General features: G+C 69.9%; 23 protein-coding genes and 2 pseudogenes. 13 read left to right on the top strand and 12 right to left on the bottom strand.

Annotated elements, in window-relative coordinates; all coding sequences use genetic code 11:
* Window positions 1–7 precede the first annotated feature (7 nt).
* Complete coding sequence (locus tag ACSMXV_RS03075; RefSeq protein ID WP_473176151.1) at window positions 8–427, bottom strand: arsenate reductase ArsC; 420 nt, start codon at window positions 425–427, stop codon at window positions 8–10.
* 118 nt (window positions 428–545) lie between these two features.
* On the opposite strand from ACSMXV_RS03075, the gene ACSMXV_RS03070 reads away from it, so the two are divergent.
* On the top strand, window positions 546–860 hold the full coding sequence (locus ACSMXV_RS03070; protein ID WP_473176150.1) for an ArsR/SmtB family transcription factor: 315 nt from the start codon (window positions 546–548) through the stop codon (window positions 858–860).
* Window positions 861–947: 87 nt separating this feature from the next.
* Window positions 948–1745: an aquaporin gene (locus ACSMXV_RS03065; protein WP_473176149.1), complete on the top strand. Its 798-nt coding sequence runs from the start codon at window positions 948–950 to the stop codon at window positions 1743–1745.
* A 147-nt stretch (window positions 1746–1892) separates the two neighbouring features.
* On the opposite strand, the gene ACSMXV_RS03060 is transcribed toward ACSMXV_RS03065, so the two are convergent.
* From ACSMXV_RS03060 to ACSMXV_RS03050, 3 genes are all read right to left on the bottom strand, one after another.
* On the bottom strand, window positions 1893–2270 hold the full coding sequence (locus tag ACSMXV_RS03060) for an ArsR/SmtB family transcription factor (protein ID WP_473176148.1): 378 nt from the start codon (window positions 2268–2270) through the stop codon (window positions 1893–1895).
* Between the two features lie 74 nt (window positions 2271–2344).
* Window positions 2345–2833 carry a MarR family winged helix-turn-helix transcriptional regulator gene (locus ACSMXV_RS03055; RefSeq protein ID WP_473176147.1) on the bottom strand — a complete coding sequence of 163 codons (489 nt, stop codon included), beginning with the start codon at window positions 2831–2833 and terminating at the stop codon, window positions 2345–2347.
* A 117-nt stretch (window positions 2834–2950) separates the two neighbouring features.
* Window positions 2951–4009: an ATP-dependent DNA ligase gene (locus ACSMXV_RS03050; protein ID WP_473176146.1), complete on the bottom strand. Its 1059-nt coding sequence runs from the start codon at window positions 4007–4009 to the stop codon at window positions 2951–2953.
* A 69-nt stretch (window positions 4010–4078) separates the two neighbouring features.
* Here ACSMXV_RS03050 and ACSMXV_RS03045 point away from each other — a divergent pair, with 69 nt between their 5' ends.
* Complete coding sequence (locus tag ACSMXV_RS03045; RefSeq protein WP_473176145.1) at window positions 4079–5017, top strand: hypothetical protein; 939 nt, start codon at window positions 4079–4081, stop codon at window positions 5015–5017.
* Between the two features lie 41 nt (window positions 5018–5058).
* Here the strand turns inward: ACSMXV_RS03045 and ACSMXV_RS03040 are convergent, their stop codons facing one another.
* The 4 genes from ACSMXV_RS03040 to ACSMXV_RS03025 form a co-directional block, all read right to left on the bottom strand.
* Window positions 5059–5544 carry a GNAT family N-acetyltransferase gene (locus ACSMXV_RS03040; RefSeq protein ID WP_473176144.1) on the bottom strand — a complete coding sequence of 162 codons (486 nt, stop codon included), beginning with the start codon at window positions 5542–5544 and terminating at the stop codon, window positions 5059–5061.
* Window positions 5545–5607: 63 nt separating this feature from the next.
* Window positions 5608–6612, bottom strand: a complete 1005-nt coding sequence (locus ACSMXV_RS03035) for a Gfo/Idh/MocA family protein (RefSeq protein WP_473176143.1) — start codon at window positions 6610–6612, stop codon at window positions 5608–5610.
* Window positions 6613–6745: 133 nt separating this feature from the next.
* Window positions 6746–7522 carry an SDR family oxidoreductase gene (locus tag ACSMXV_RS03030; protein WP_473176142.1) on the bottom strand — a complete coding sequence of 259 codons (777 nt, stop codon included), beginning with the start codon at window positions 7520–7522 and terminating at the stop codon, window positions 6746–6748.
* A 16-nt stretch (window positions 7523–7538) separates the two neighbouring features.
* Window positions 7539–8717 (bottom strand): phytanoyl-CoA dioxygenase family protein, encoded by a 1179-nt coding sequence (locus tag ACSMXV_RS03025; protein ID WP_473176141.1) that lies wholly within the window; start codon window positions 8715–8717, stop codon window positions 7539–7541.
* A gap of 124 nt (window positions 8718–8841) precedes the next feature.
* Between ACSMXV_RS03025 and ACSMXV_RS03020 the strand changes: the two genes are divergently transcribed.
* Window positions 8842–9888 carry a LacI family DNA-binding transcriptional regulator gene (locus tag ACSMXV_RS03020; protein ID WP_473176140.1) on the top strand — a complete coding sequence of 349 codons (1047 nt, stop codon included), beginning with the start codon at window positions 8842–8844 and terminating at the stop codon, window positions 9886–9888.
* Between the two features lie 29 nt (window positions 9889–9917).
* Here the strand turns inward: ACSMXV_RS03020 and ACSMXV_RS03015 are convergent, their stop codons facing one another.
* On the bottom strand, window positions 9918–10754 hold the full coding sequence (locus ACSMXV_RS03015) for an aminoglycoside adenylyltransferase family protein (RefSeq protein WP_473176139.1): 837 nt from the start codon (window positions 10752–10754) through the stop codon (window positions 9918–9920).
* A gap of 244 nt (window positions 10755–10998) precedes the next feature.
* Here ACSMXV_RS03015 and ACSMXV_RS03010 point away from each other — a divergent pair.
* Window positions 10999–11148 (top strand): annotated as a pseudogene (locus ACSMXV_RS03010) (GNAT family N-acetyltransferase); the annotation flags it as partial.
* Between the two features lie 209 nt (window positions 11149–11357).
* Here the strand turns inward: ACSMXV_RS03010 and ACSMXV_RS03005 are convergent.
* Complete coding sequence (locus ACSMXV_RS03005; RefSeq protein ID WP_473176138.1) at window positions 11358–11630, bottom strand: DUF1876 domain-containing protein; 273 nt, start codon at window positions 11628–11630, stop codon at window positions 11358–11360.
* 350 nt (window positions 11631–11980) lie between these two features.
* On the opposite strand from ACSMXV_RS03005, the gene ACSMXV_RS03000 reads away from it, so the two are divergent.
* Entirely contained in the window at window positions 11981–13207 is a 1227-nt protein-coding gene (locus ACSMXV_RS03000; protein ID WP_473176137.1) for a cysteine desulfurase-like protein, read from the top strand.
* A 105-nt stretch (window positions 13208–13312) separates the two neighbouring features.
* Here ACSMXV_RS03000 and ACSMXV_RS02995 read toward each other — a convergent pair whose 3' ends face one another.
* Window positions 13313–13540, bottom strand: coding sequence for a DUF5133 domain-containing protein (locus tag ACSMXV_RS02995; RefSeq protein WP_181657067.1), 228 nt, complete (start codon window positions 13538–13540; stop codon window positions 13313–13315).
* A 226-nt stretch (window positions 13541–13766) separates the two neighbouring features.
* Between ACSMXV_RS02995 and ACSMXV_RS02990 the strand changes: the two genes are divergently transcribed.
* The 7 genes and pseudogenes from ACSMXV_RS02990 to ACSMXV_RS02960 all read left to right on the top strand — a co-directional run bounded on the left by ACSMXV_RS02990 (window position 13767) and on the right by ACSMXV_RS02960 (window position 20623).
* Window positions 13767–14483, top strand: a complete 717-nt coding sequence (locus ACSMXV_RS02990) for an SDR family oxidoreductase (RefSeq protein WP_473176136.1) — start codon at window positions 13767–13769, stop codon at window positions 14481–14483.
* 91 nt (window positions 14484–14574) lie between these two features.
* Complete coding sequence (locus ACSMXV_RS02985; protein ID WP_473176135.1) at window positions 14575–14991, top strand: YrdB family protein; 417 nt, start codon at window positions 14575–14577, stop codon at window positions 14989–14991.
* 10 nt (window positions 14992–15001) lie between these two features.
* A pseudogene (locus ACSMXV_RS02980) lies at window positions 15002–16243 on the top strand (outer membrane protein assembly factor BamB family protein); the annotation flags it as partial.
* Window positions 16244–16370: 127 nt separating this feature from the next.
* Window positions 16371–17456 (top strand): S-(hydroxymethyl)mycothiol dehydrogenase, encoded by a 1086-nt coding sequence (locus tag ACSMXV_RS02975; RefSeq protein WP_473176134.1) that lies wholly within the window; start codon window positions 16371–16373, stop codon window positions 17454–17456.
* 294 nt (window positions 17457–17750) lie between these two features.
* Window positions 17751–18113 carry a bifunctional 3-phenylpropionate/cinnamic acid dioxygenase ferredoxin subunit gene (locus ACSMXV_RS02970; RefSeq protein ID WP_473176133.1) on the top strand — a complete coding sequence of 121 codons (363 nt, stop codon included), beginning with the start codon at window positions 17751–17753 and terminating at the stop codon, window positions 18111–18113.
* Window positions 18110–19273 carry an NAD(P)/FAD-dependent oxidoreductase gene (locus ACSMXV_RS02965; protein ID WP_473176132.1) on the top strand — a complete coding sequence of 388 codons (1164 nt, stop codon included), beginning with the start codon at window positions 18110–18112 and terminating at the stop codon, window positions 19271–19273. The genes ACSMXV_RS02970 and ACSMXV_RS02965 overlap by 4 nt, the downstream gene beginning before the upstream one ends.
* 216 nt (window positions 19274–19489) lie before the next feature.
* On the top strand, window positions 19490–20623 hold the full coding sequence (locus ACSMXV_RS02960; protein WP_473176131.1) for an aromatic ring-hydroxylating oxygenase subunit alpha: 1134 nt from the start codon (window positions 19490–19492) through the stop codon (window positions 20621–20623).
* A gap of 27 nt (window positions 20624–20650) precedes the next feature.
* Here the strand turns inward: ACSMXV_RS02960 and ACSMXV_RS02955 are convergent, their stop codons facing one another.
* Window positions 20651–21397 (bottom strand): IclR family transcriptional regulator, encoded by a 747-nt coding sequence (locus ACSMXV_RS02955; protein ID WP_473179217.1) that lies wholly within the window; start codon window positions 21395–21397, stop codon window positions 20651–20653.
* Window positions 21398–21507 lie beyond the last annotated feature (110 nt).

Here is a 21507-nt window from a genome sequence, read left to right as displayed (position 1 = left end):
CAGCGGCTCACTGCCCCGACGTGGCGTCGATCTCGGCGATCAGGGCCTCGATACGGGTCCTGATCTCGTCGCGGATCGGGCGCACCGACTCGACGCCCTTGCCGGCCGGGTCCTCCAGGGCCCAGTCGAGGTACCTCTTGCCCGGGAAGATCGGGCAGGCGTCCCCGCAGCCCATGGTGATGACGTAGTCGGACGCCTGCACGGCCTCGGTCGTCAGCACCTTGGGCTGCTGGCCGGAGATGTCGACGCCGACCTCCTTCATCGCCTCGACGGCGGCCGGGTTGACCTGGTCGGCGGGGAGGGAGCCGGCGGAGCGGACCTCGACGCGGTCCCCTGCGAGGTGGTCGAGGAATCCGGCGGCCATCTGCGAGCGTCCGGCGTTGTGGACGCAGACGAACAGTACGGAGGCGAGCGGGGTGGAGGGCATCGGCGCTTCCTGGTCTGGGTGTCAGCTCACGCTGTTCGGGGCGTCAGCTCAGGCTGCTCTGGTGTCAGCTCAGGCTGGTCTGGTGTCAGCTCCTGCTGATGTGTGACAGTATCAGTCCATGCTGACGTCAGTCGATACTGAGTTGATGCGGGTGCTGGCCGACCCCCTGAGGCTGAAGATCGTGTCCCTGCTCGCTCGCGAGACACTGTGCACCACGCACCTGGTGGAGGAGACGGGCGCGCGGCAGACCAACCTGTCCAACCATCTGCGGGTGCTGCGCGAGGCCGGGGTGGTGGAGACGGAGCCCTGCGGCCGGTTCACGTACTACCGGCTCAAGCCGGAGGTCATCGCCTCGGTCGCCGACTCGTTCGCGGAACTCGCCGCGAGTGCCCGCGCCACTGCCGAGAGCGGCGCCAAGCGCGCCTGCCCCTGAATTCCTGCTCCTGTTTCGCCTTGTCTCATTGCTCGACCCCTATTGCCCCGCCCCCCTTTCCTTTGTTTGTCCTACGAGGAGCCCGCATTGACCGCCACCGACTCGCTGTCCGAGGCCGCGCCGGGGCCCGCATCGGCCGCCGTACCGCAGCCCGAGCCGGGCGCGACGCCGCCGCCTGCGCAGCCGCGTACGACGTCTGCCCGTCGGGCCGCCGCCGAGCTGGTCGGGACGGCCGCGCTGGTCGCCGTCGTGGTGGGTTCGGGCATCCAGGCCACCCAGCTGAGCCAGGACGTCGGGGTGCAGCTGCTCGCCAACTCGATCGCCACGGTCTTCGGTCTCGGGGTGCTGATCGCACTGCTGGGACCGGTCTCGGGAGCGCATTTCAACCCTGTGGTCACGCTCGCCGAGTGGTTCACGGCCAGGCGCGGCGGCTCCGGCGTCACGGCCCGCGACCTGTTGTTCTACATACCGGCCCAGACTGTGGGAGCGATCGGCGGGGCCGTCCTGGCGAACGCCATGTTCGCCGAGCCGGTGGTGCAGTGGTCGACCCACGACCGTTCGGCCGGGCACCTGCTGCTCGGCGAGGTCGTCGCCACCGCCGGGCTGGTCCTGCTGATCTTCGGGCTCGCCCGCACCGGCCGGCTGCACTTCGCGCCGGTCGCTGTCGCCTCGTACATCGGCGCCGCCTACTGGTTCACCTCGTCCACGTCGTTCGCCAACCCGGCCGTGACGATCGGCCGGGCCTTCTCCGACACCTTCGCCGGCATAGCCCCCGGCTCGGTGGCCGGATTCATCGCCATGCAGGTGGTCGGGGCGGTCGTGGGGCTGGGCTTGGTGGTACTGGTGTTCGGCCGCCCGGGTCGCGGGCCGGAAGCCGACGGTTGATCGACGGCGCCAACGGTCGATGAGTCGACGTCGAGGGCAACCGCCGCTGATCGTTGATCAACCGGCGCCGACGGGCGATCAACCAGCGGGAGCGTGTCCGGCGGCGCGATGACGGCAAGCGCCGCCTGGTGGGGTCAGGCCGCGGTGTCAGGCCCCGGTGGCGGACGTGAGCAACCGGCCCATGGCGGCCAGTACCGACGGCTCGACGCGGTAGTAGACCCATGTGCCGCGCCGCTCGGAGGTGAGCAGCCCGGCCTCCCTGAGTTTCTTCAGATGGTGGGACACGGTCGGCTGGGAGACGCCGACGTCAGAGATGTCGCAGACGCATGCCTCGCCGCCCTCGTGCGAGGCGACCAGCGAGAACAGCCGCAGCCGGACCGGGTCGCCGAGCGCCTTGAACATCTTCGCGGTCCCCGCTGCCTCCTCCGCGGTCAGGGGCCGCTCGGTCAGCGGCGGGCAGCACGGCGCCACGGCTGCGGGGGCCTCGGTTTCCAGTATCGGCAGCAGCGCCTCGGCATTCGACATACGTCTATGTTGACACATGTCGAATCGACGAAGGTCTTCCCAATGTCGGCGAGCGCCCGGCCGGGGCCGGGCGGTCAGTCCCCTTCGGGGACGCTCAGCTCTCCACCGGCGGAGAGATGGTCGACCACGCGCTCGCAGATCTCGGTGAGGATGGCGAGCTCCTCCGGCGACAGAAAGTCGATGAAGTGCTCCCGCACGTTGGCCACATGGCTGGGCGCTGCCTGCTCGATGGCCCGGAGACCCTCCGCGGTCAGGGAGACGATGGCGCTGCGGGCATCGTCAGGATTGGGCGCGCGGCTGATCAGGCAGCGCAGCTCCATGCGGCGCAACTGGTGTGACAGCCGGCTCTTCTCCCACAGGAGCCGACAGCGCAGCTCCAGCGAGGTCATCCTCCTGTCGGGATGCTCCGACAGAACCACCAGGATTTCGTACTCCGGTTCGGACAACCCCCAGTCGCGCAGCAGTTGCTGGTTGAGCCGGGCCCCCAGCAGCCGACGTGTGCGCAGAAACGCGCGCCAGGCACGGTTCTCCTCGGCGTTCAGCCACCGGGCGTTCTCTGCCATGTCCTTGATCGTAAGAGGCCGATTGATATGTACCTGGTCTGTCCTCCCAGCGTGGCGGCCCGATGACGTCAGATGGGCGCACACTTTTTCGGGCGTCATCAGGCCGTCATCAGGCCGTCAGCCGGCCGTCAGCCGACCCTCGGGAGGCCGGTGTTCGGGGGGATCCGCCTTTCCTGACGGGTCCGTGACCGCCTGCTCGGAGTGGAGGGGAACGTCGTCGGGCGTGACGTCGATGCGCAGCCGGTGGACACGGACGGGATGGCGCCAGCGGCCGTGATCGATGGCGGAGTCGGCGTGGAACTCCGCGACGATCTGGGGCGCCACGGGGGTGATGTCGAGCACTTCACGGCTGCCCCAGTGCGTACTGAACTGCACGTCTCGCCAGGGGTGATCGGCACCTGCCGGTGAGAGCAGACCGCCGAGTTCAGCTCGCGTCCGGGCCGAGAGGAGCGTGCTGCGGGCGACCATCACGAAATGCCCGTCGCTTGTGTAGCGGCCGAGCAGAGCGCTCTGGGGGCGAGCAAGGCTTCCGGTGACGGCGCCGACGATCGCTTCGGCGGTGTTGCGTGCGCGGTACTTCAGCCAGCCGCGCCGACCCGGCTGGTACGGCTGGGTCAGGCTCTTGACGACCACGCCCTCCACCCCCACGGCCGACCACTCGGCAAGCCACTTCTCCGCCTGGGCGCGATCGGTCGTGGACGGCGTGAGGGCCCATGGCGCGGCAAGGCCGTGGCCCTGGAACAGCGACTGGAGGGCGGCGCGGCGCTCCCGGTACGGCCAGGTGAGCATCTCGGTGCCGGCGTGCTGCAGCAGGTCGAACGCCACCAGGTGTGCCGGCCGCGCACTCACCAGCCGCGAGAGGGCCGCCGGCCGGGTGTTCAGGCGCTGCTGCAGCGCGCCGAAATCGAGCCTGCTGCCGGTGTGGACGACTGCCTCTCCGTCGATCACGACGTCCTCGCCGAGCGCCGCGGCCGCGTCAGCGATCTCCGGGAACGAGCCGGTGAGGTCACGGCCGCTGCGGGACTGCAGGAACACCTCGCCGCCCGGCTGGGCGAACACCAGCATCCGGAAGCCGTCGTACTTCGGCTCGAACACCATCTGGGGCAGGGCGCCGGGCCCTGGCAGCTGCGGCACGGCACGCGCCAGCATGGGCTCCACCGGAGGGACGAGAGTCACATAAAAGACATACCCGAAGGAAAAGGGCAGACTCGTGGACCTGGGACGAACCGCGGATCGGAAAGCGTCGTGGATCTGGAAAGCATCGAGGCCGAGCTGTACGGGCTGGCGCCCGAGGACTTCATCCCTGCCCGCGACCGGTACGCGGCCGCCGCCCGAAAGGAGAACAACCGCACGCTCGCCGTGAAGATCAGCGCGCTGCGGCGTCCGACGCTGGCCGCATGGGCGGGCAATCTCCTCGTGCGCGCGGAGCCCGAGCAAGTGGCCGGGCTGCTCCGGCTCGGCGAAGGACTGCGCCAGGCCCACGAACAGCTCGACGGTCCGCAGTTGCGCGACCTCAACCGGCAGCAGCACGGTGTGGTCGGTGCGCTCGCCCGGCAGGCCCGGCTGCTGGCGGCCGAGGCCGGGCATCCGGTGGGCGACGACGTGCAGCGAGAGATCGAGGACACCCTGCACGCGGTCCTCGCCGACCCGGAGGCCGCACAGCAGTGGGCTTCCGGCCGCCTGACGAAAGCCCTCCATCCACCGGTCGGGACGCAGTTCTTCGCAGGCGCCGAGAGCGCCGCTGCCGCCACGGCCCCGCCCGCACGCGAAAAGCGCCCTGTTCCCGAACCGGCCACCACAGCCCGCCGCGCTCCTGCCCGGGACAGTGCGGTCCCGACGGCGAAGGAGGCCAAGGAACGACGCCGACAGGAGGAACTGCGCCAGAAGCTCGCCCATGCCCGTCAAGAGGCCGAGAGTGCCGAGCAGCAAGCGCGCCTACGGGAGGACGAGCTCAGGCAGGCCGAGGCAGGGCGTGAGCAGGCTGAGCGGCTCCTGCAGGAGGCGGATGCGCGGGTTGCCGCGCTGGCCAAGGAACTGAAGGCGGCGCAGGAGCGGCAGCGCACGGCCCGCAGTGACCTGGAGGCGGCACGACACCAGTCCACCGAGGCCGGCCGCACCGCCCAGAAGGCACGCCGCGCCGCCCAGAACGCCCGCACCCGGGCCGCGCGCCTGGAGGCGGGGTGACCGAGCGACGCGAGGAGACGTGATGAGCGGGCGCGCCGTGGTCAGCCGGCCTCGTCCAGCACGAGCAGGATGTGCTCGTTCTCGCCGTGCCACACCGACTCGGCGCGCCGGAAGCCGCACTTCTCCAACAGGCGCACCGACCCGGTGTTCCCCGCGAAGGGATCGGCGTACAGCGGGCGGTTCCGCTCCCGCTGCAGAAAGAGCGCCAGCGCCTCACTGCCGATGCCCCGCCCCCAGTACGGCCGGCCCAGCCAGTAGCCGATGAAGCGCCGGTCCTGCTCCCACCAGGCCACGACGCTGCCCGCCGTCTCTCCGTCGGCGGTGATCGTCTGCACGAAGACGGTGGGCTCACCGAGGACCTTCGTGGCCCAGTGGTTCATGAAGGCCTCCCGGGGCCGAGGGGTGAACCTCGACCGCCGGACCGCCTCCGCATCGTTCTCGTACTCGTAGAACAGCTGCAGATCGGCTTCCCCGACGTCCCGCAGCCGCACATCCACGACCTCTTCGGACCGCACATCGTCACTCATGCGGAGAGTCTGGCATCGAGCACTGACATCCCGGCCCGGTCAGCCGTACTGCCCTCGGCCCGGCTACCGCCGGCGCACTTCCTCCATGCGTACGGGACGGTGCTCGTGCAGGGACAGGGTGCATGCCTCCGCGATCAGGCTCGCCTCGATGGCGTCGGCCACGGTGCACGGGGACGGCCTGCGTCCGGCAACCACCTCGGTGAAGGCGGTGAGTTCGGCGCGGTAGGCCTCGGCGAAGCGGTCCATGAAGAAGTGGTGCGGCTTCGCGGCCGGGAAGGTGGCCCCCGGCTCGACGGAGCGCAGCGGCAGCTTGTCCTCGAGACCCGCGGCGATACTGTCCTTCATGCCGTGGATCTCCAGGCGGGCGTCGTAACCGCGCGGGTTGTGCCGGGTGTTGGAGACCAGTGCCAGCGTGCCGTCGTCCAGCGTGAGGACCGCCGAGGCGGTGTCGACGTCGCCGGCTTCGGCGATGTAGTCGGCGCCTCGGTTGGAGCCGGTGGCGTACACCTCGACGACCTCCCTGCCCGTAACCCAGCGGACGATGTCGAAGTCGTGGACGCTGCAGTCGCGGAAGATGCCGCCCGAGACGGCCACATACGCGGCGGGAGGCGGCGCCGGGTCCAGGGTGGTGGACCTGACGGTGTGCAAAAGACCGAGCTCACCGCTGAGCACGGCCTGCCGGGCCGCCACATATCCGGGGTCGAAGCGCCGGTTGTAGCCGATGTGGACCTCGACGCCGCTGCCCTCGACCGCGCGCAGCACGTCGAGGCTCTCCTCCACGGTGCGCGCCACCGGCTTCTCGCAGAAGACCGGGATGCCGGCCTTGACGGTGGCGAGGATCAGCTCCGGGTGCACGTCGGTGGCGGCGGCGATGACGACGCCGTCGACTTCGGCGTTCAGTACGGCCTCGGGTGAGTCCACCGCCGTGGCTCCGAAGCGCTCGGCGGCGGAGGCGGCGGCCGCGGCCACCGGATCGGTGACCACGAGAGAGTCCACCGCGTCGAGCTTGGACAGGGTTTCGGCGTGGAAGGCGCCGATCCGGCCGAGGCCCATGATGCCTATACGCATGAGATGTTGCTCCTTCAGCCCGGTCGGGCGGTGCAAAGGTGATTCGGTGGTGATTCGCTGCTGACGGTGGATTCGGTACGGCGCTGACGGTGGATTCGGCACGGCGCTGACCGTGGATTCAGTACGGCGGATGTCAGTCCTGTGCGCCGACGACGTTCTGGTCCCAGTCGATGACGGACCCGGTCACGACGCCGCTGCGGTCGGAGAGCAGGAAGACGACGAAGTCCGCGATCTCGTCGGGCTGTCCGAGCTTGCCCATCGGCAGACGGCGGGCGGCCTCCTCGCGCCAGTCGTCGCCTGCCCCGTGGAACTCGCGCTGCACGGCGTCCTCGCCCTCGGTCTCCGTCCAGCCGATGTTGAGGCCGTTGATCCGGATACGGTCCCAGCGGTGTGCGTGCGCGGCATTGCGGGTCAGGCCAGCCAGCCCGGCCTTCGCGGCGGAGTACGGCGCGAGGAAGGGAGGGCCGCCGTGCGCGCAGTTGGAGCCGATGTTGACGATGGTGCCCGGCGCCTTACGGGCCACCATGTCGGCCACGGCCGCCTGCATCGCGAAGAACGGCGCCCGCAGGTTGATCGCCACGTGCGCGTCGAACAGCTCCGGAGTGGTCTCAAGCAGTGACCCGCGGGACGTGAGCCCCGCCGCGTTGACCAGGCAGTCGATCCGTCCGTGTGCCGCGACGACCTGTTCGACGCTGCCGCGCGCCTGCTCGGGGTCGGCCAGGTCGGCCCGTACGAAGGAGACCTTGGCCCCCGCATCGGCCAGCTCCGCCACGAGAGCCTCACCGATCTCGGGGCGGCGGCCGGTGAGGACGACATCGGCGCCCTCGTGAGCGGCCGCCCGCACGATCGCGGCGCCGACGCCCTGGCTGCCGCCGTTGACGAGGACGACCTTGTCCTCAAGCAGTCCCATGAATGCGGGTTTCCCTTCAGCTCTGCCGGCGCTTGGTGCCGGCCTGCAGTTCCTGGCGCAGCCGGTCCGGGCTCCAGCCCTCGGTGAGCGCCTGCCATACCGTGTCCGCCTGGGATGGCGGGGCCAGACCGTCGACCGGCGGGTCGAGGTCCAGGTTGGTGGGGAAGGGGTAGCCCTCGGCGGAGGCGGCGACCACGCGGCGCAGCCACTCGTCGGAGGCGCCTTCGGCCTTGCGGCGCGCCAGCACCGGGAAGAGCGCGTTGGCTACGGCTTCGCGGTCGACGGTCTCCATTGCGCGTCCGAAAGCGGAGTTGATCTGCAGCAGGTTGGCCGTGCGCCGGATGTCCGCGGACCGGTTGTGTCCCGCCGCGTGGAAGAGCGCGGGGTTGAAGAAGACGGTGTCGCCCTTTTCCAGCGGCAGCTGGATGTGATGCCGCTCGAAGTAGTCGACGAACTCCGGCCGCCGCCAGGCCAGATACCCGGGCTCGTACTTCTGCGAGTGCGGCAGATACAGCGTCGGACCCGACTCCACCGGCATGTCGCAGTGGGCCACCGCGCCCTGCAGGGTCAGCACGGGGGAGAGGCGGTGGACGTGCGCCGGATAGGCGGCCGCCAGGTCCTGGGACAGGAAGCCCAGGTGGTAGTCGCGGTGCACGCTCTGCCCCGCACCGCCCGGGTTGACCACATTGATCTGCGAGGTCACCTGGAAGCCGGGACCGAGCCAGGCCTCGGCCACCAGCGCCAGCACGTCGTTCGCGTAGTAGTCGGCGAACACCTCGGGCGCCCGGACGGCCATCTTCTCCAGCGCGTTCCACACCCGGTCGTTGGCACCCGGCTTGGCGAAGTGATCGCCGCGCGCCGTGCCCGCCGCGCGTTCCTCATCGATCAGCGCATGGAAGGCGGCGGTCGCCTGGTCCACGACGTCGCCGTCAGCGAACGCGCGCTTGAGGACGACGATGCCGGGGCCGTCCAGCAGGGCGCGGACCAGCTCGGCCTGGACCGACCGGCGACCGTCCGGAGCGGCGGCGAGGTCACGCAGTCGAGCCGAGTCGTATCGCAGGACGTTCTGCTCGACCCCCTCGGCGGACGGATAGTCGAGCGGCTTAGTCCTCTGACCGACGAGGGAGCGCAGGTCGTCGAGGCTGCAGTCGTCCTCACTGAGCCACACCCGCGGTCCCCTAGCGGTGGGAAGCATCGACAGGTCCTTCCGGAGCGGTTCCGTTTCCGCCAGTCTTGGGAACCCGTGCCCATCACGCAATGAGCAGACATCCATCAAAAAGCCATCATTCGAGGCCATCATTCGAGACCAGGGAACAGCCATGGCACACCCCTATCCGATCAGGGAGATCGCCCGGCAGGCCGGCCTGAGCCAGGCCACCGTCGACCGCGTCCTCAACAGCCGCGGCGGCGTACGGGAGAGCACCATGCGGGAGGTGCGCCAGGCCATAGCCGACCTGGACCGGCAGCGGACGCAGGTACGCATCGGCGGCCGCACCTTCATGATCGACATCGTGATGCAGACCCCGGAGCGGTTCTCCTCGGCGGTACGCGATGCCCTGGAAGCCGAACTCCCGGCTCTGCACCCCGCCGTCGTGCGCTCACGCTTTCACTTCCGTGAGACCGGCCCGGTGTCGGAGCTGATCACGACGCTGGACCGGATCTCCCAGCGCGGTTCCCAGGGGGTGATCCTCAAGGCTCCGGACGTACCCGAGGTCACCCTCGCCGTCGGACGGCTGGTCGCGGCGGGCATACCCGTGGTCACCCTGGTGACCGACCTGCCCAGCAGCGCACGCAGCGCCTACGTCGGCATCGACAACCGTGCCGCCGGAGCCACCGCCGCGTATCTCCTCGGGCAGTGGCTCGGCGACCGACCCGGCAGTGTCCTCGTCACGATCAGCCGCGGCTCGTTCCGCAACGAGGAGGAGCGCGAAATGGGCTTCCGCAGCGTGATGCGCAGCGCCCACCCCGAACGGTCACTGGTGGAGGTCACCGACACCGACGGTCTTGACGCGACCCAGCGGGACCTCGTGCTGGAAGCGCTCCAGCGCCACGAGACCATCAACGCGGTCTACTCCATCGGCGGCGGCAACGCCGCAACCCTCGACGCCTTCCAAGCCCTGGACCGCGAGGTCGCCGTCTTCGTCGCCCACGATCTCGACCACGACAACACCCGGCTCCTGCGCGAGCTACGCCTCTCCGCCGTACTCCATCACGACCTGCGCCAGGACATGCGCCGCGCCTGCCAGACGATCATGCGCGCGCACCATGCGCTGCCTGACGAAGGCCCGTTTCTGCCGTCGGCGATCCAGGTGGTGACGCCGTACAACATGCCGCCGGGGATCACGGGCATGCCGTTGGCCGGGTGAGGAGCCCGCGAATTCCGCAGACAGGAGGATCAGTCGGCCGGCTGGGGGCCGTGTTCAGGGTCCGCGGCCGGGGCCGGGTCCGGACCCGCCGGGCGGACGGCCTGTTCGCTGCCGGCGTCCAGGCGCCGGATCGTGGCGGTCACGAACTCGACGTGCGGGCGCACCTGCGGCAGCAGGTCGTCCCAGTGTTCCTGCTCGTCGCCGAGGTAGACGGCTCGTGCGCGGGCCAGTACGGGCCGGTGCTCTGCAGGGAGTCGCGTGAGCGCCCAGGTGGCGGCGGCGTGCTTGGAGCGAATGGTGCCGGTGGCGAGCGTCGTCCAGACGCGGGCCAGGGTGAGGACGACGTTACGGGTGTCCCCTTCGAGGTCGGCCAGCAACTCCGGCACACCGGCGACGATCGCGCGGAGGAGGTCCTCGTGCGGGACGGGGTCAAGCACCTCCGCCGGGGGTGGCCCGAACAGCGGGGCGTTCCCGCGGAGGACCATGGTGATCAAGGGGGCGAGATCCGGGGCGGGTGTCGGCGACGGGGTCCAGCCGCCCTCGTACTCGTCGCGCAGCCACTCGCCGTAGAGGAACTCGCAGCGCGGAGGGTAGCGCCAGGGCCGGACGTCGGACTGGATGACGACGGTCAGCTCGATCGGTCGGGCGGGCCCCTGTCTTGCCCGGCTGCCGGAGATCTCGAGCAGCCCGTCGACGAGGGCCCGCCGCTGCACGGCTGTGGTGCCACGGCCGGTGACGGCGAGCACGTCCAGGTCGCTGCTGGGCTGCAGGCCGTCGAGGACGGCGGAGCCGTGCAGATACGCGCCCAGGACGTGCCGGCCGAGCACCTCACGGACCAGACGTACAACGCTGCCGGTCTGCGTCACGGGCCCTCCTTGCAGGCAGGGATGGGCAGGACGACGTCGCCGCGGCCCCGTTGAGCGTCGGGCGACGAGGCGGGCGGGCGGTGGACCGGACACCTTCACGAGAGGGGCACGGTCAGGAGGGTAGGCAGGCGACGAGTCGGGAGCCAGTGATTTTTCGGGCGGAGCCGGGTACGAGGCAGCGAGCGGGGCCGGAGAGCGGGACCGGCGAGCACGCTGTCGGACTCGTCGCCGCGGGCCGGCAGGTATTCGGTCGCCTCGGTCGTTGGCCGAGGCGTATGCGCAACCCGACGTGGCGTGGCCGCGGTTGATCTTCGACGGCGAGCGGCTCGTGGGCTTCGTGATGGCCTTCTTCGACGTCCGCTTCGACCCGGCCGCCCCGGACGACCGGCCCCGCCTGACAGGAGAGAAGACCGAGGACCAACTCGTCGGCGAACTGGATCTGACGCGGAACGCGTGATGGCGCCGAGCGCATGAGCGCGCTCACGCGGTGCGGCAGGCGGAAGGGCCCCCTGCCGCACCACACGGCGACGCGGGTCACGCGTGTGCCGCCTCGGTGGCATGGTGGAACACCACCAGGACGTGACCTGCGGACGGGCCGCCAGGTCAGGTCAGCGGGTGGGACGTCCGGCCCGACGCGTCGTCGATCTCGTCGTGTGCCTTGGTCAGCAGCTTGGTCGCCATGTCGTTGAGCGCTCTGGCTCCCGCGACCTCCTCGCCGACCTTCGGCTGGTTCGAGTCGGAAGGGTGGCGGCTGGCGTATCCACGGGACCGCACCTCGCTCCCGTCGGGGAGACGTACGAGAGCGGCGGCGCGGGTGTGGTGATTGTCCTCCTCGAACTCCAGCTCGACATGCCACCCGACGGGGTTGTGCGTCATCACGATCACCTCCGGAACCGCTGATTCCAGAGTGCGCCTGTCGGCCCGCGCGTGCACGATGTGCGCCTGTCTGCCATGCCTGCACGACGTGCGCGGTCGGCCCGCGCGTGCATGACGTGCGCCTGTCTGCCCGCGCTTGCACGACGTGCGCCGGTCGGCGGCGGATCCGGGATCCGGCGACTCGGCCGGCGTGGCAAGAGGCAGGCTCAGGCCAGGCTGCCGGGCCCGAGGCGGCACGGTGAGTGCCGCAGTGGCATGCGCTGACGAATGCCGTGACCGGTGTCGATACCGTCGTCACAAGCCGACCGCACTCCCTGAGCACTCTCGCCCAGGCCCGACAGGAGTTCCTCGTGACGGACGAGATCACCACGTACGACATCGCCGCCATCCGCGCACAGTTCCCGGCCCTCGCGGCCGGAACGGCGCACTTCGACGGACCGGGCGGCACGCAGACCCCCCTGCCCGTGATCGAAGCCATCACGAACGCCCTGGCGCAGCCGCTGTCGAACCGAGGCGACGGGACGCCGGGGGAGCGCAACGCCGACACGATCGTCACCGAGGCACGGCAGGCGATGGCGGACCTGCTGGGGGCGGACCTGTCCGGAATCGTCTTCGGCCGCAGCGCCACACAGCTCGCCTACGACTTCTCCCGGACCCTCGCCAAGACGTGGTCGCCGGGCGACGAGGTGGTCGTCACGCGCCTCGACCACGACTCCAACATCCGCCCGTGGATCCAGGCCGCCGCGCAGGTCGGCGCCACGGTCCGGTGGGCCGACTTCGACCCCGCGACCGGCGAACTCACCCCCGACGACATCACTGCCGTGCTCTCCGACCGCACCCGCCTGGTCGCGGTCACCGCCGCATCGAACCTGATCGGCACGCGCCCCGCGATCGCCGAGATCTCCCGCCTGGTCCACCAGGCCGGGGCCCTGCTCTACGTCGACGGCGTCCACTACACCGCCCACACCCTCGTCGACATCGAGCAGCTCGGCGCGGACTTCTTCGCCTGCTCCCCGTACAAGTTCCTCGGGCCCCACCTCGGCGTCCTCGCGGGCCGGCCCGAGCTGCTGGAGACCCTCCAGCCCGACAAACTGCTGCCGTCGACGAACGCGGTCCCGGAACGTTTCGAGCTCGGCACCCTGCCGTACGAGCTCCTTGCGGGCACCCGCGCAGCCGTCGACTTCCTCGCCGGACTCGGCCCGAACACGGACCCGGCGGCGGGCCGCCGCGAGCGCCTCGTGTCCGCCCTCGCAACGATCGAGGAGCACGAGGAAACGCTGCGGGCGCAGATCGAAAAGGGACTGTCCGCCTTCGAGCAGATCACGGTCCGCTCCCGGGCAGCCGAGCGCACCCCCACCCTGCTGCTGACCATCGACGGCCACAGCACGACGGACGCCTACCGCCACCTGGCGGAGCGCGGCATCCATGCGCCGTCCGGCTCCTTCTACGCGCTCGAGGCCTCCCGCCGGCTCGGGCTGGGAGACACCGGCGGCCTCCGTGTCGGCCTCGCCCCGTACAACAACGCGGAGGACGTCGAGAGGCTGCTGGCGGGCCTGTCGGACTTCCTGCGTTCCTGAACCGGCCTGTCAGGTAAGCGCCTGAAGCGGCCGGCCTGGGCCTGTCAGGAAAGCGTAGGGGGCGTAGGAAAGCGGGGAGCATCCCCCCGGCCCGGTACCCGGTCGTCAGGCGCTGATCAGGGAGTCGTCCTCGACTCGGGCCCCCGGCAGGCGGTGGCGGGCAGCGATCAGTGCGGCGTCGACGTCGCGCGTCCCGGTGGCCACGCACAGCGTGTACGCGATGTCGTTCATGCGCTGCTGTGCCTCAGGGCTGCCCTGTTCGGCGTGCAGCAGGCGAAGTGCCTCGTACTGCTTGACGAAGTTGCGCAGCACCACGGGGTGGGCCATCAGCACGGTTGTTCTCCTTCTACGACGGGTGCATCGCTTGGGCACGGGGTCGGTTACCCGGCAGGGTCGCCTTCATGCGGCGGGGGACGACGCCGCGGAAGGGAGCGTGCCGCAGGGGCACGTGCCCGCGGTATGGCTGAAGCGCCGCGCGTGTTGTGGCGCGGCGCCGAGGTCCGTGGCGCGGGCGTGTGAGACTCCCCAGTCACGGGGCTGCACCCTGCTCGGAGGGCTGATGTCGAAACCGCTCGTCGTGGTGACCGGTGCCGGCCACGGCATCGGCCGGGCCGTGGCGGCGGCCTTCGCCGCGGAGCAGCATCCCCTGCTGCTGGTGTCGCGGCACCCCACGCCACTCGACGGACTGCCCGCCGACCAGGTCGTACCGGCAGCGGTCGACGTCGCCGACTACGCCGCGCTCGAAGCGGCGGTCCAGGGGGCGGAAGCCCGCTACGGGCCGACCGAATGCATCGTCAACTGCGCGGGTTTCCTCAGGATCGGCCCACTGGAGACCCGGGCCCCGGCGGACGTGTCCTACGAGGTGGACGTGCTCCTCAAGGGCGTACTCAACGGCATCCGCGTGGTTCTGGGCACCATGAAGGCGCGCAGGAGCGGCACGATCATCAACGTCAGCTCGATCGGTGACCGCGTGCCGGGTCCGGACGGCGAGGTCTACCACGCCTGCAAGGCGGCGCTCCGCTCGTTGGCCGGCTCGCTGCAGAAGAGCCAGGCCGCGAACAACATCCGCGTCATCAGTGTGGCACCGGGGTTCGTCAGGACCGACATCCATGCGGAGATGGGGATCAGCTTCGAGGAGTACTGCGAGCGGCTGGGCCATCCCGACTTCATCAGCGCCGACCAGCTCGCCGACATCATCCTGTTCTGCTGGAAGCAGCCGCAGCGTCTTTGCGTGCGCGACATCGTGGTGTTGCCGACGAGCTCGGATTTCGGTTGAGCCTGGCCTCAAGGACGGATCCTGCATGCGGCTGCTCACCGCCTTCGTGCCATGCTGCAGTTCGCGTCCACGGACAAAGGGGGAGGGGCCGATGGCCCGCGATGCCGGCACTGGCATGGTCGAGTGGAGCAGGCGACCCTGGATCGCCGCCAACGAGGTGCTGGCGTTCGTCCTCGAGTTGGCCGCGCTGGGCCTGCTGAGCTGGTGGGGATTCTCCACCGGCAGCGACGTGGTCGGTCGCATCGTGCTCGGCCTCGGCACCCCGCTCCTCGCCATCATTCTGTGGGCCCTGTTCGCCGCTCCCAAGGCGCGACTGCGGCCCCCGCTCGCGGTGGTGCTGCTGGTCAAGGCCGCAGTGCTGGGCGGCGGCGCGGCCTGCCTGTACGGGGTGGGGCATCCTGTCGCGGCCGTGGTCCTGGCTGGGGTGATCGTCGCGAACACGGCGGTGGCCGAGATCTCGCGCCGCAGGCCGCTCCGGGTCAGTCAGGAGTTCGACAACAGGGCTTAAGCTCCGTGGGCCGATCACCTCGCCCGAAGGAAACGAAGTGGCTGAAGACAGACCGCCGTTGACGATCAAGGCAGATGCCAAGAACGGCTTGTGGACGCTGAGCGCGCCCATCGGAACGCTGGGCCAGCCGGTCCTCGTCGGCGGCACGGTGTACGTGCCGGTGTCGGACGACCGGATCGCGGCCGTCGACGCCCAGGAGGGCCGGATCCGCTGGTGCAGCGAGGCGCTCACCAAACCGGCCGCGAAACGGCTGGTGTGCGCGGACGGCGCCGTCGTGGTGCCCGTGCTGCGGGAGAGCGGCCGCAGTGGGTTCACCGCCCTCGACGTGTCGACCGGCAAAGTGTTGTGGACGCGTCGCAAGAGCAGGCTGTACCGGGCAGCCGCCGCCGGTTCGACGGTGGTGCTCTGGAACGACACCCGCGAGGACAGCGCGGAGATCGCCGGCGTCGACGCGGTGACCGGGGAGACCCTGTGGGAGGACGAGTTCGAGCGGATATGGGGCCTGCTCGTGCGGGGAGACCGGGTCATTCTGGACGCCGGGGGCTTCCGCGCCCTGGACGCCCGCACCGGTGAAGAGGTCTGGGACGAGGGGTACGGCAGCCTCCTGGGCCAGGACGGAACGGGCGATGCGGCGGTCTTCCACAGCTGGAGCGGCGGCGCCTTCGCCAGACTTTTCGTGCGTGCCGCCGACACCGGCAAGGAACTGGCCACGACCCGTTTCGCCAAGCGGGCGCTGAAGCGCTTCTCCAGGACGCCCGCCCTGGTCGACGGGGGCCGCCTGCTGTTCTCCGAATCCTTCGGGCGCCGCGTCCGGATTTTCGCCTGTGCGGGTCTGGACCGGGCCGAATCGCTGGGAAGCCACCGGCTGGGATGGTGGCGATTCACCTCGTTCCAGGACGTGGTGTGCGTCGGCGACTGGGTGTACGGCCTTACCTGGCGCCATCGACTGCACGCAGCCGAGGTCGGTGGGCGGCGATGGCTGCGGCGGTTGCGGGTGAGCGACGCGAACGGCCGGGCCGTGCAGCAGCCGACGGAGATCGCGGCCGGGCCTGAACATGTGTTCGTCGGCGAGAAGGACTCGGTGGCTGCGATCCGCGACGCCCGGGTGCTGTGGGTGGCGGCCACGGACGTGTGGGACAACCCGCCGATCCCGCTCGGCGCCGACCGCGTGCTGTTCCGGTCCACAAACCGGAAACCGAGCCGGGACCGGTTGCACTGCGCGGACGCGGAAACCGGCCGCCGGCTCTCCTGAGCACCGCCCCGTACCGATCCTTGACCGCTGATGGGACCTCCACGATGCTGGGCTGAGTTGCGGAACGTGAGATCCGTGCCGTAATGAGCAACATTCGATCCCAGGGTTCGACAGTCGAGGAGTGGCCATGGCTCACCAGGTCTGTGCTGTTGTCGCGCGAGGGAAGGGCGCCCCCGTAAGCCTGGAAACGATCAACGTGCCCGATCCGGGTCCGGGCGAGGCCCTCGTGAAGGTCGAGGCCTGCGGGGTCTGCCACACCGATCTGCACTATCGGGAGGGCGGCATCAACGACGACTTCCCGTTCCTGCTGGGCCATGAGGCCGCGGGCGTCGTGGAGGCGGTGGGCGACGGCGTGACCGATGTCGCCCCCGGTGACTTCGTGATCCTGAACTGGCGTGCGGTGTGCGGGCAGTGCCGGGCCTGTCTGCGCGGACGGCCGTGGTACTGCTTCAACACTCACAACGCGAAGCAGAAGATGACGCTGGCCGACGGCACGGTGCTGTCCCCGGCGCTGGGCATCGGCGCGTTCGCAGAGAAGACACTGGTGGCGGCGGGGCAGTGCACGAAGGTCGACCGGGCGGCGTCCCCGGCCGCCGCGGGGCTGCTGGGCTGCGGCGTGATGGCGGGCATCGGCGCCGCCATCAACACCGGCAACGTGGGGCGCGGCGACAGCGTGGCGGTCATCGGCTGCGGCGGCGTCGGGGACGCCGCGATCGCCGGCGCCCGGCTCGCGGGAGCAGCCAGGATCATCGCCGTCGACATCGACGACCGGAAGCTCGAGACCGCGAAGAAGATCGGCGCCACCCACACCGTCAACTCCCGGCAGTCCGATCCGGTGGAGGCGATCCGCGATCTCACCGGCGGCTTCGGTGCCGACGTGGTGATCGAGGCGGTCGGCCGCCCCGAGACGTACAAGCAGGCCTTCTACGCCCGCGACCTCGCGGGCACGGTCGTACTCGTCGGCGTACCGACCCCGGATGTGAAGCTCGAACTGCCGCTGCTTGACGTCTTCGGTCGCGGCGGTGCGCTGAAGTCCTCCTGGTACGGCGACTGCCTGCCCTCCCGGGACTTCCCCATGCTCATCGATCTCTACCTGCAGGGCCGTCTGGACCTGGACGCGTTCGTCACCGAGACCATCGCGTTGGACGAGGTCGAGAAGGCCTTCGAGCGGATGCATGGCGGCGATGTGCTGCGCTCGGTTGTGGTCTTCTGACGGCCGGCTGCTCGTAGGGCTGCTGGGCCGGGATGTGCGCGTCGGCCGCACCGGCATCGAACACTCTGTCACGCCAGTGTGGCGTTTCACGGGCCCCGAACAGGCCGAAGGCGACGCTCGTCGTCGCCCCTGAACGCCCTGTGCTCTCCGTTTTTCATGGAGCAAACAGTTGCGTAACAAGCAACCTTGAGCGTGCAAGGGCCGCCCTCTGGAACTCCTTGACAAGGGTTTGGGGCCACCTCAGACTGATGTTGCGCTTACCGCAATCCGTTTCGCTATACGCACCGAGGTGTCATGATGATTCCCGCGTGCCGTCTCGCGGATCTCCCGCGAGGCGAGGCCTTCCGGCTCGACATCGACCCCCCGGTCTCGGTGTTCCATACCGACGACGGTGAGGTCTTCGCGATCGACGACACCTGCACCCACCAGGACGCCTCGCTCGCAGACGGCTGGCTGGAGGGGTGTGAGGTCGAATGCCCGCTCCACGCCTCGAAGTTCGACCTCCGGACCGGCGCCGTCGACGCACCGCCGGCGAAGCTCCCCGTCCGCACCCACCAGGTGCTGATCGAGGACGGCATGATCTACGTCCAGCCGTCCACGGAGGCGCCGAACCTTCCGCCCTGTGTCGCCTCCCGGCTCGCCGGAGGGGCCGCGTGAGGACAGTGGCCGTGGTGGGCGCCTCGCTGGCCGGGTTGTCGGCGGTGCGCTCACTGCGGAAGCGGGGGTACGACGGGCGGCTGGTCGTCATCGGCGACGAGCCGCACCGCCCCTACGACAGGCCGCCACTGTCCAAGGAGTTCCTCGCAGGCGACATCAGCGAAGCGGATCTCGCGCTGGAGGCGGACGACGAGGACATGCAGGCGGAATGGCTGTTCGGGGCCCGGGCCACCGGACTCGACCGCGAGACCCGCGCCGTACGGCTGGCCGACGGCCGCACCGTACAAGCCGACGGCATCGTCATCGCGACCGGCGCTGCCGCGCGCACGCTGCCGGGCACCGACGGCCTCGCCGGAGTGCACACGCTGCGCACTCTGGACGACGCCCGCGCTCTGCGCGACGAACTCGCCCTGGGCGGGCGGCTGGTGGTGATCGGCGGCGGCTTCATCGGCGCGGAGGTCGCCTCGACGGCGTACGGCATGGGCCTTCAGGTGACGGTCGTCGAGGCGGCGCCCACACCGCTGGCAGGGCCGCTCGGCGTGACCATGGGCGGCATCGTCTCCACGCTCCACGCGGACCACGGCGTACGGCTGCTCTGCGGCGTCGGCGTCAAGGGGCTGAGCGGGGAGACCCGGGTCGATGCGGTCCTGCTCGAGGACGGTCGCACCCTGCCCGCCGACATCGTCGTCGTCGGAGTGGGCGCCCGCCCTTGCGTCGACTGGCTGGAAGGGTCGGGAGTCGTCCTCGAGAACGGCGTCAAGTGCGGTGCCGACGGACGCACCAGCCTTGCCGGTGTGGTCGCGGTCGGCGACTGCGCCAGCTGGTACGACCCGGTCGCGGGTGTCCACCGCCGCGTCGAACACTGGACCGGCGCCCGGGAACGGCCCGACGCGGCCGTGGCGGCCCTGCTGTCCGGGGGCGCGGTCGATCCGGCGGTGCCCAAGCCGCCGTACTTCTGGTCCGACCAGTACGGCGTGAAGATCCAGTTCGCCGGCCACTCCGCCGGGGCGGACACCGTCACGGTCGAGGAAGGCACCCCGGACGACCGCAGCTTCCTGGCCGTCTACCGGCGCGCCGGGCACCCGGTCGCGGTCCTCGGGATGAACCAGCCGCGGCTGTTCACCCGCTGGCGCAAGCAACTGGCGGCGGCCACCTCTTGACACCGCCAGTGCGGCGTCAGATGCTGCGGTTGCGTATCACACTCAAGGTTGCGGAATGAGCAACAACCAGGTTGCTCAGTCAACAAGCCGGTTGCTCAGTAAGCAACAAGCCAGTCACTGCTTTCTTCTCTGCACAAGCTGCACAACACCGTCCGGATTTGCTCTTCCACCGGCGCGTTCACGACCGATCCACGACGTTCCCGCGAGGAGTGCACTGTGACCTCGACCAGCCTGCCGGACAGCCTGATCGCCACCCTCCCCGGCTCGTACTACACAGATCCCGCGATCTTCGCCCAGGAGCAGGAGCGGATCTTCGAGAACATGTGGTTCTGCGTCGTGCGCTCCTCGGAGCTCGCCAGGCCCGGCGCCTTCCGGACCGTCGAGGTGGGCCGCGAGAGCATCCTGGTCACCCGGGCCAGGGACAACTCGATCCGGGCCTTCTTCAACGTGTGCCGGCACCGCGGGGCCAAGCTCTGCACGGAGGCGAGCGGCGAGGTCAAGCGGGCCTTCCAGTGCCCCTACCACGCCTGGACGTACGACCTGACGGGCAAGCTCGTCGCGGCGCCCAACCTCACCAAGATGCCCGACGTCGGCCGCACCGAGTACGGCCTGGTGAGCGTGGCCACCCGCGAATGGCTTGGCTATGTGTGGGTCTGCCTGGCGGAGAGCCCGCCCTCCTTCGAGGAGCAGGTGATCGGCGACGTCGTCACACGCCTCGGCGACGCCGAGTCGATCGAGCACTACGACATGGAGAACCTCGAGGTCGGCAGGCGGATCGTCTACGACGTGAAGGCGAACTGGAAGCTGATCGTCGAGAACTTCATGGAGTGCTACCACTGCGCCACGATTCACCCCGAACTCACCGAGGTACTCCCGGAGTTCGCCGACGGCTACGCCGCCCAGTACTACGTCGGCCACGGCGCCGAGTTCGGCGCGGAGGTCAAGGGCTTCACGGTCGACGGCTCCGAGGGTCTGGACCGCATTCCGGGCGTCTCCGAGGACCAGGACCGCCGCTACTACGCGATCACCGTCAGGCCGCAGGTGTTCATCAACCTCGTGCCCGACCATGTGATCTTCCACCGGATGTACCCGGTCGCCGCCGACCGCACGATCGTCGAGTGCGACTGGCTCTACCTGAAGCACGTCGTGGAGAGCGGCAAGGACGTGAGCAGGTCCGTGGAGCTCTTCGACCGGGTCAACCGCCAGGACTTCGACGCCTGCGAGCGCTGCCAGCCCGCGATGAGCTCCCGCCTGTACGCCAAGGGCGGCGTTCTCGTGCCGAGCGAACACCACATCGGCGAGTTCCACGACTGGATCCACGAGCGCCTCGGGACGCGACAGCCCGAGTAGCGACGGCCGCGCCGTGCGGGGGCCGGATCAGCCCAGGAAGCCCATCCGGTGGCTGATCTCCTCCGCGCCCTTGAGCAGCACCGGGGACAGCTCGTGCATGCGCTCCTCGGTGAAGCGGTACGAGGGGCCGGAGGCGCTGAGCGACGCGATGACCTCTCCGTCCCGGTTGCGGATGGGGGCGGCCATGGCGTGGAGCCCGATCTCCAGCTCCTCCAGGGTGTACGCGTAGCCGCGCTCCCGGGCCTCGGCGAGGTTCTTCTCGAGCTTCGTCTTCGAGGTCAGGGTCTGCGGGGTCAGCTTCTCGAGCCCGGCGTCGGACAGCAGCGCGGCGCGTTCCTTGGCGGGCAGATGGGCCAGCAGGATCTTGCCGCTGGAGGTGGCGTGCAACGGGGTCAGCTGACCGACCCAGTTGTGCGCGGTGACCGCCGCCGGACCCCGCACCTGGTACAGGTTGATCGCGTAGCGCTCCTGCATCACCGCGATGTTGACGGTCTCGCCGATCTCCTCCGCGAGGCGCTCGCAGACCGGGCGGCCCTGCTGGGTGATGTCGATGCGTCCCGTGACCGCACCGGCCAGGCGTACGATGCCGAAGCCGAGCCTGTACTTGCCGCGCTCGCCCGCCTGCTCCACCAGGCCGCGGGCCTCCAAGGCGCCGAGCAGGCGGAACGCGGTGGACTTGTGAACATCGATCTCGGCAGCGACCTCGCTGACGCCCGCCTCGCCGCGCTGGGCAAGGATCTCCAGGACGCTGATGGCGCGGTCGACGGACTGCACGCCGCCGGCCCCTGAACTCGTCGTCTCGGTATCTGAACTCAAGTTGCTCACAGCGAAACTATACGCGCAGTAAACAACGGCGGCGCAAGTAACGAGAGCGAAACTCAGAT

Source organism: Streptomyces sp. DSM 42067 (assembly GCF_055792885.1).
Note: the sequence above shows the minus strand (reverse complement) of the source record. Positions and strands in the feature narration are given on the sequence as shown.

What these genes read in the sequence shown, in the direction of transcription:
- ACSMXV_RS03060 (WP_473176148.1), bottom strand. Translation starts at nt 2,270, where the DNA reads ATGTCGAATGCCGAGGCGCTGCTGCCGATACTGGAAACCGAGGCCCCC.
- ACSMXV_RS02985 (WP_473176135.1), top strand. Translation starts at nt 14,575, where the DNA reads ATGGCCCGCGATGCCGGCACTGGCATGGTCGAGTGGAGCAGGCGACCC.
- ACSMXV_RS02975 (WP_473176134.1), top strand. Translation starts at nt 16,371, where the DNA reads ATGGCTCACCAGGTCTGTGCTGTTGTCGCGCGAGGGAAGGGCGCCCCC.
- ACSMXV_RS03035 (WP_473176143.1), bottom strand. Translation starts at nt 6,612, where the DNA reads ATGCGTATAGGCATCATGGGCCTCGGCCGGATCGGCGCCTTCCACGCC.
- ACSMXV_RS03030 (WP_473176142.1), bottom strand. Translation starts at nt 7,522, where the DNA reads ATGGGACTGCTTGAGGACAAGGTCGTCCTCGTCAACGGCGGCAGCCAG.
- ACSMXV_RS02990 (WP_473176136.1), top strand. Translation starts at nt 13,767, where the DNA reads ATGTCGAAACCGCTCGTCGTGGTGACCGGTGCCGGCCACGGCATCGGC.
- ACSMXV_RS03055 (WP_473176147.1), bottom strand. Translation starts at nt 2,833, where the DNA reads ATGGCAGAGAACGCCCGGTGGCTGAACGCCGAGGAGAACCGTGCCTGG.
- ACSMXV_RS03040 (WP_473176144.1), bottom strand. Translation starts at nt 5,544, where the DNA reads ATGAGTGACGATGTGCGGTCCGAAGAGGTCGTGGATGTGCGGCTGCGG.
- ACSMXV_RS03020 (WP_473176140.1), top strand. Translation starts at nt 8,842, where the DNA reads ATGGCACACCCCTATCCGATCAGGGAGATCGCCCGGCAGGCCGGCCTG.
- ACSMXV_RS03070 (WP_473176150.1), top strand. Translation starts at nt 546, where the DNA reads ATGCTGACGTCAGTCGATACTGAGTTGATGCGGGTGCTGGCCGACCCC.
- ACSMXV_RS02970 (WP_473176133.1), top strand. Translation starts at nt 17,751, where the DNA reads ATGATGATTCCCGCGTGCCGTCTCGCGGATCTCCCGCGAGGCGAGGCC.
- ACSMXV_RS03075 (WP_473176151.1), bottom strand. Translation starts at nt 427, where the DNA reads ATGCCCTCCACCCCGCTCGCCTCCGTACTGTTCGTCTGCGTCCACAAC.
- ACSMXV_RS03005 (WP_473176138.1), bottom strand. Translation starts at nt 11,630, where the DNA reads ATGACGCACAACCCCGTCGGGTGGCATGTCGAGCTGGAGTTCGAGGAG.
- ACSMXV_RS03025 (WP_473176141.1), bottom strand. Translation starts at nt 8,717, where the DNA reads ATGCTTCCCACCGCTAGGGGACCGCGGGTGTGGCTCAGTGAGGACGAC.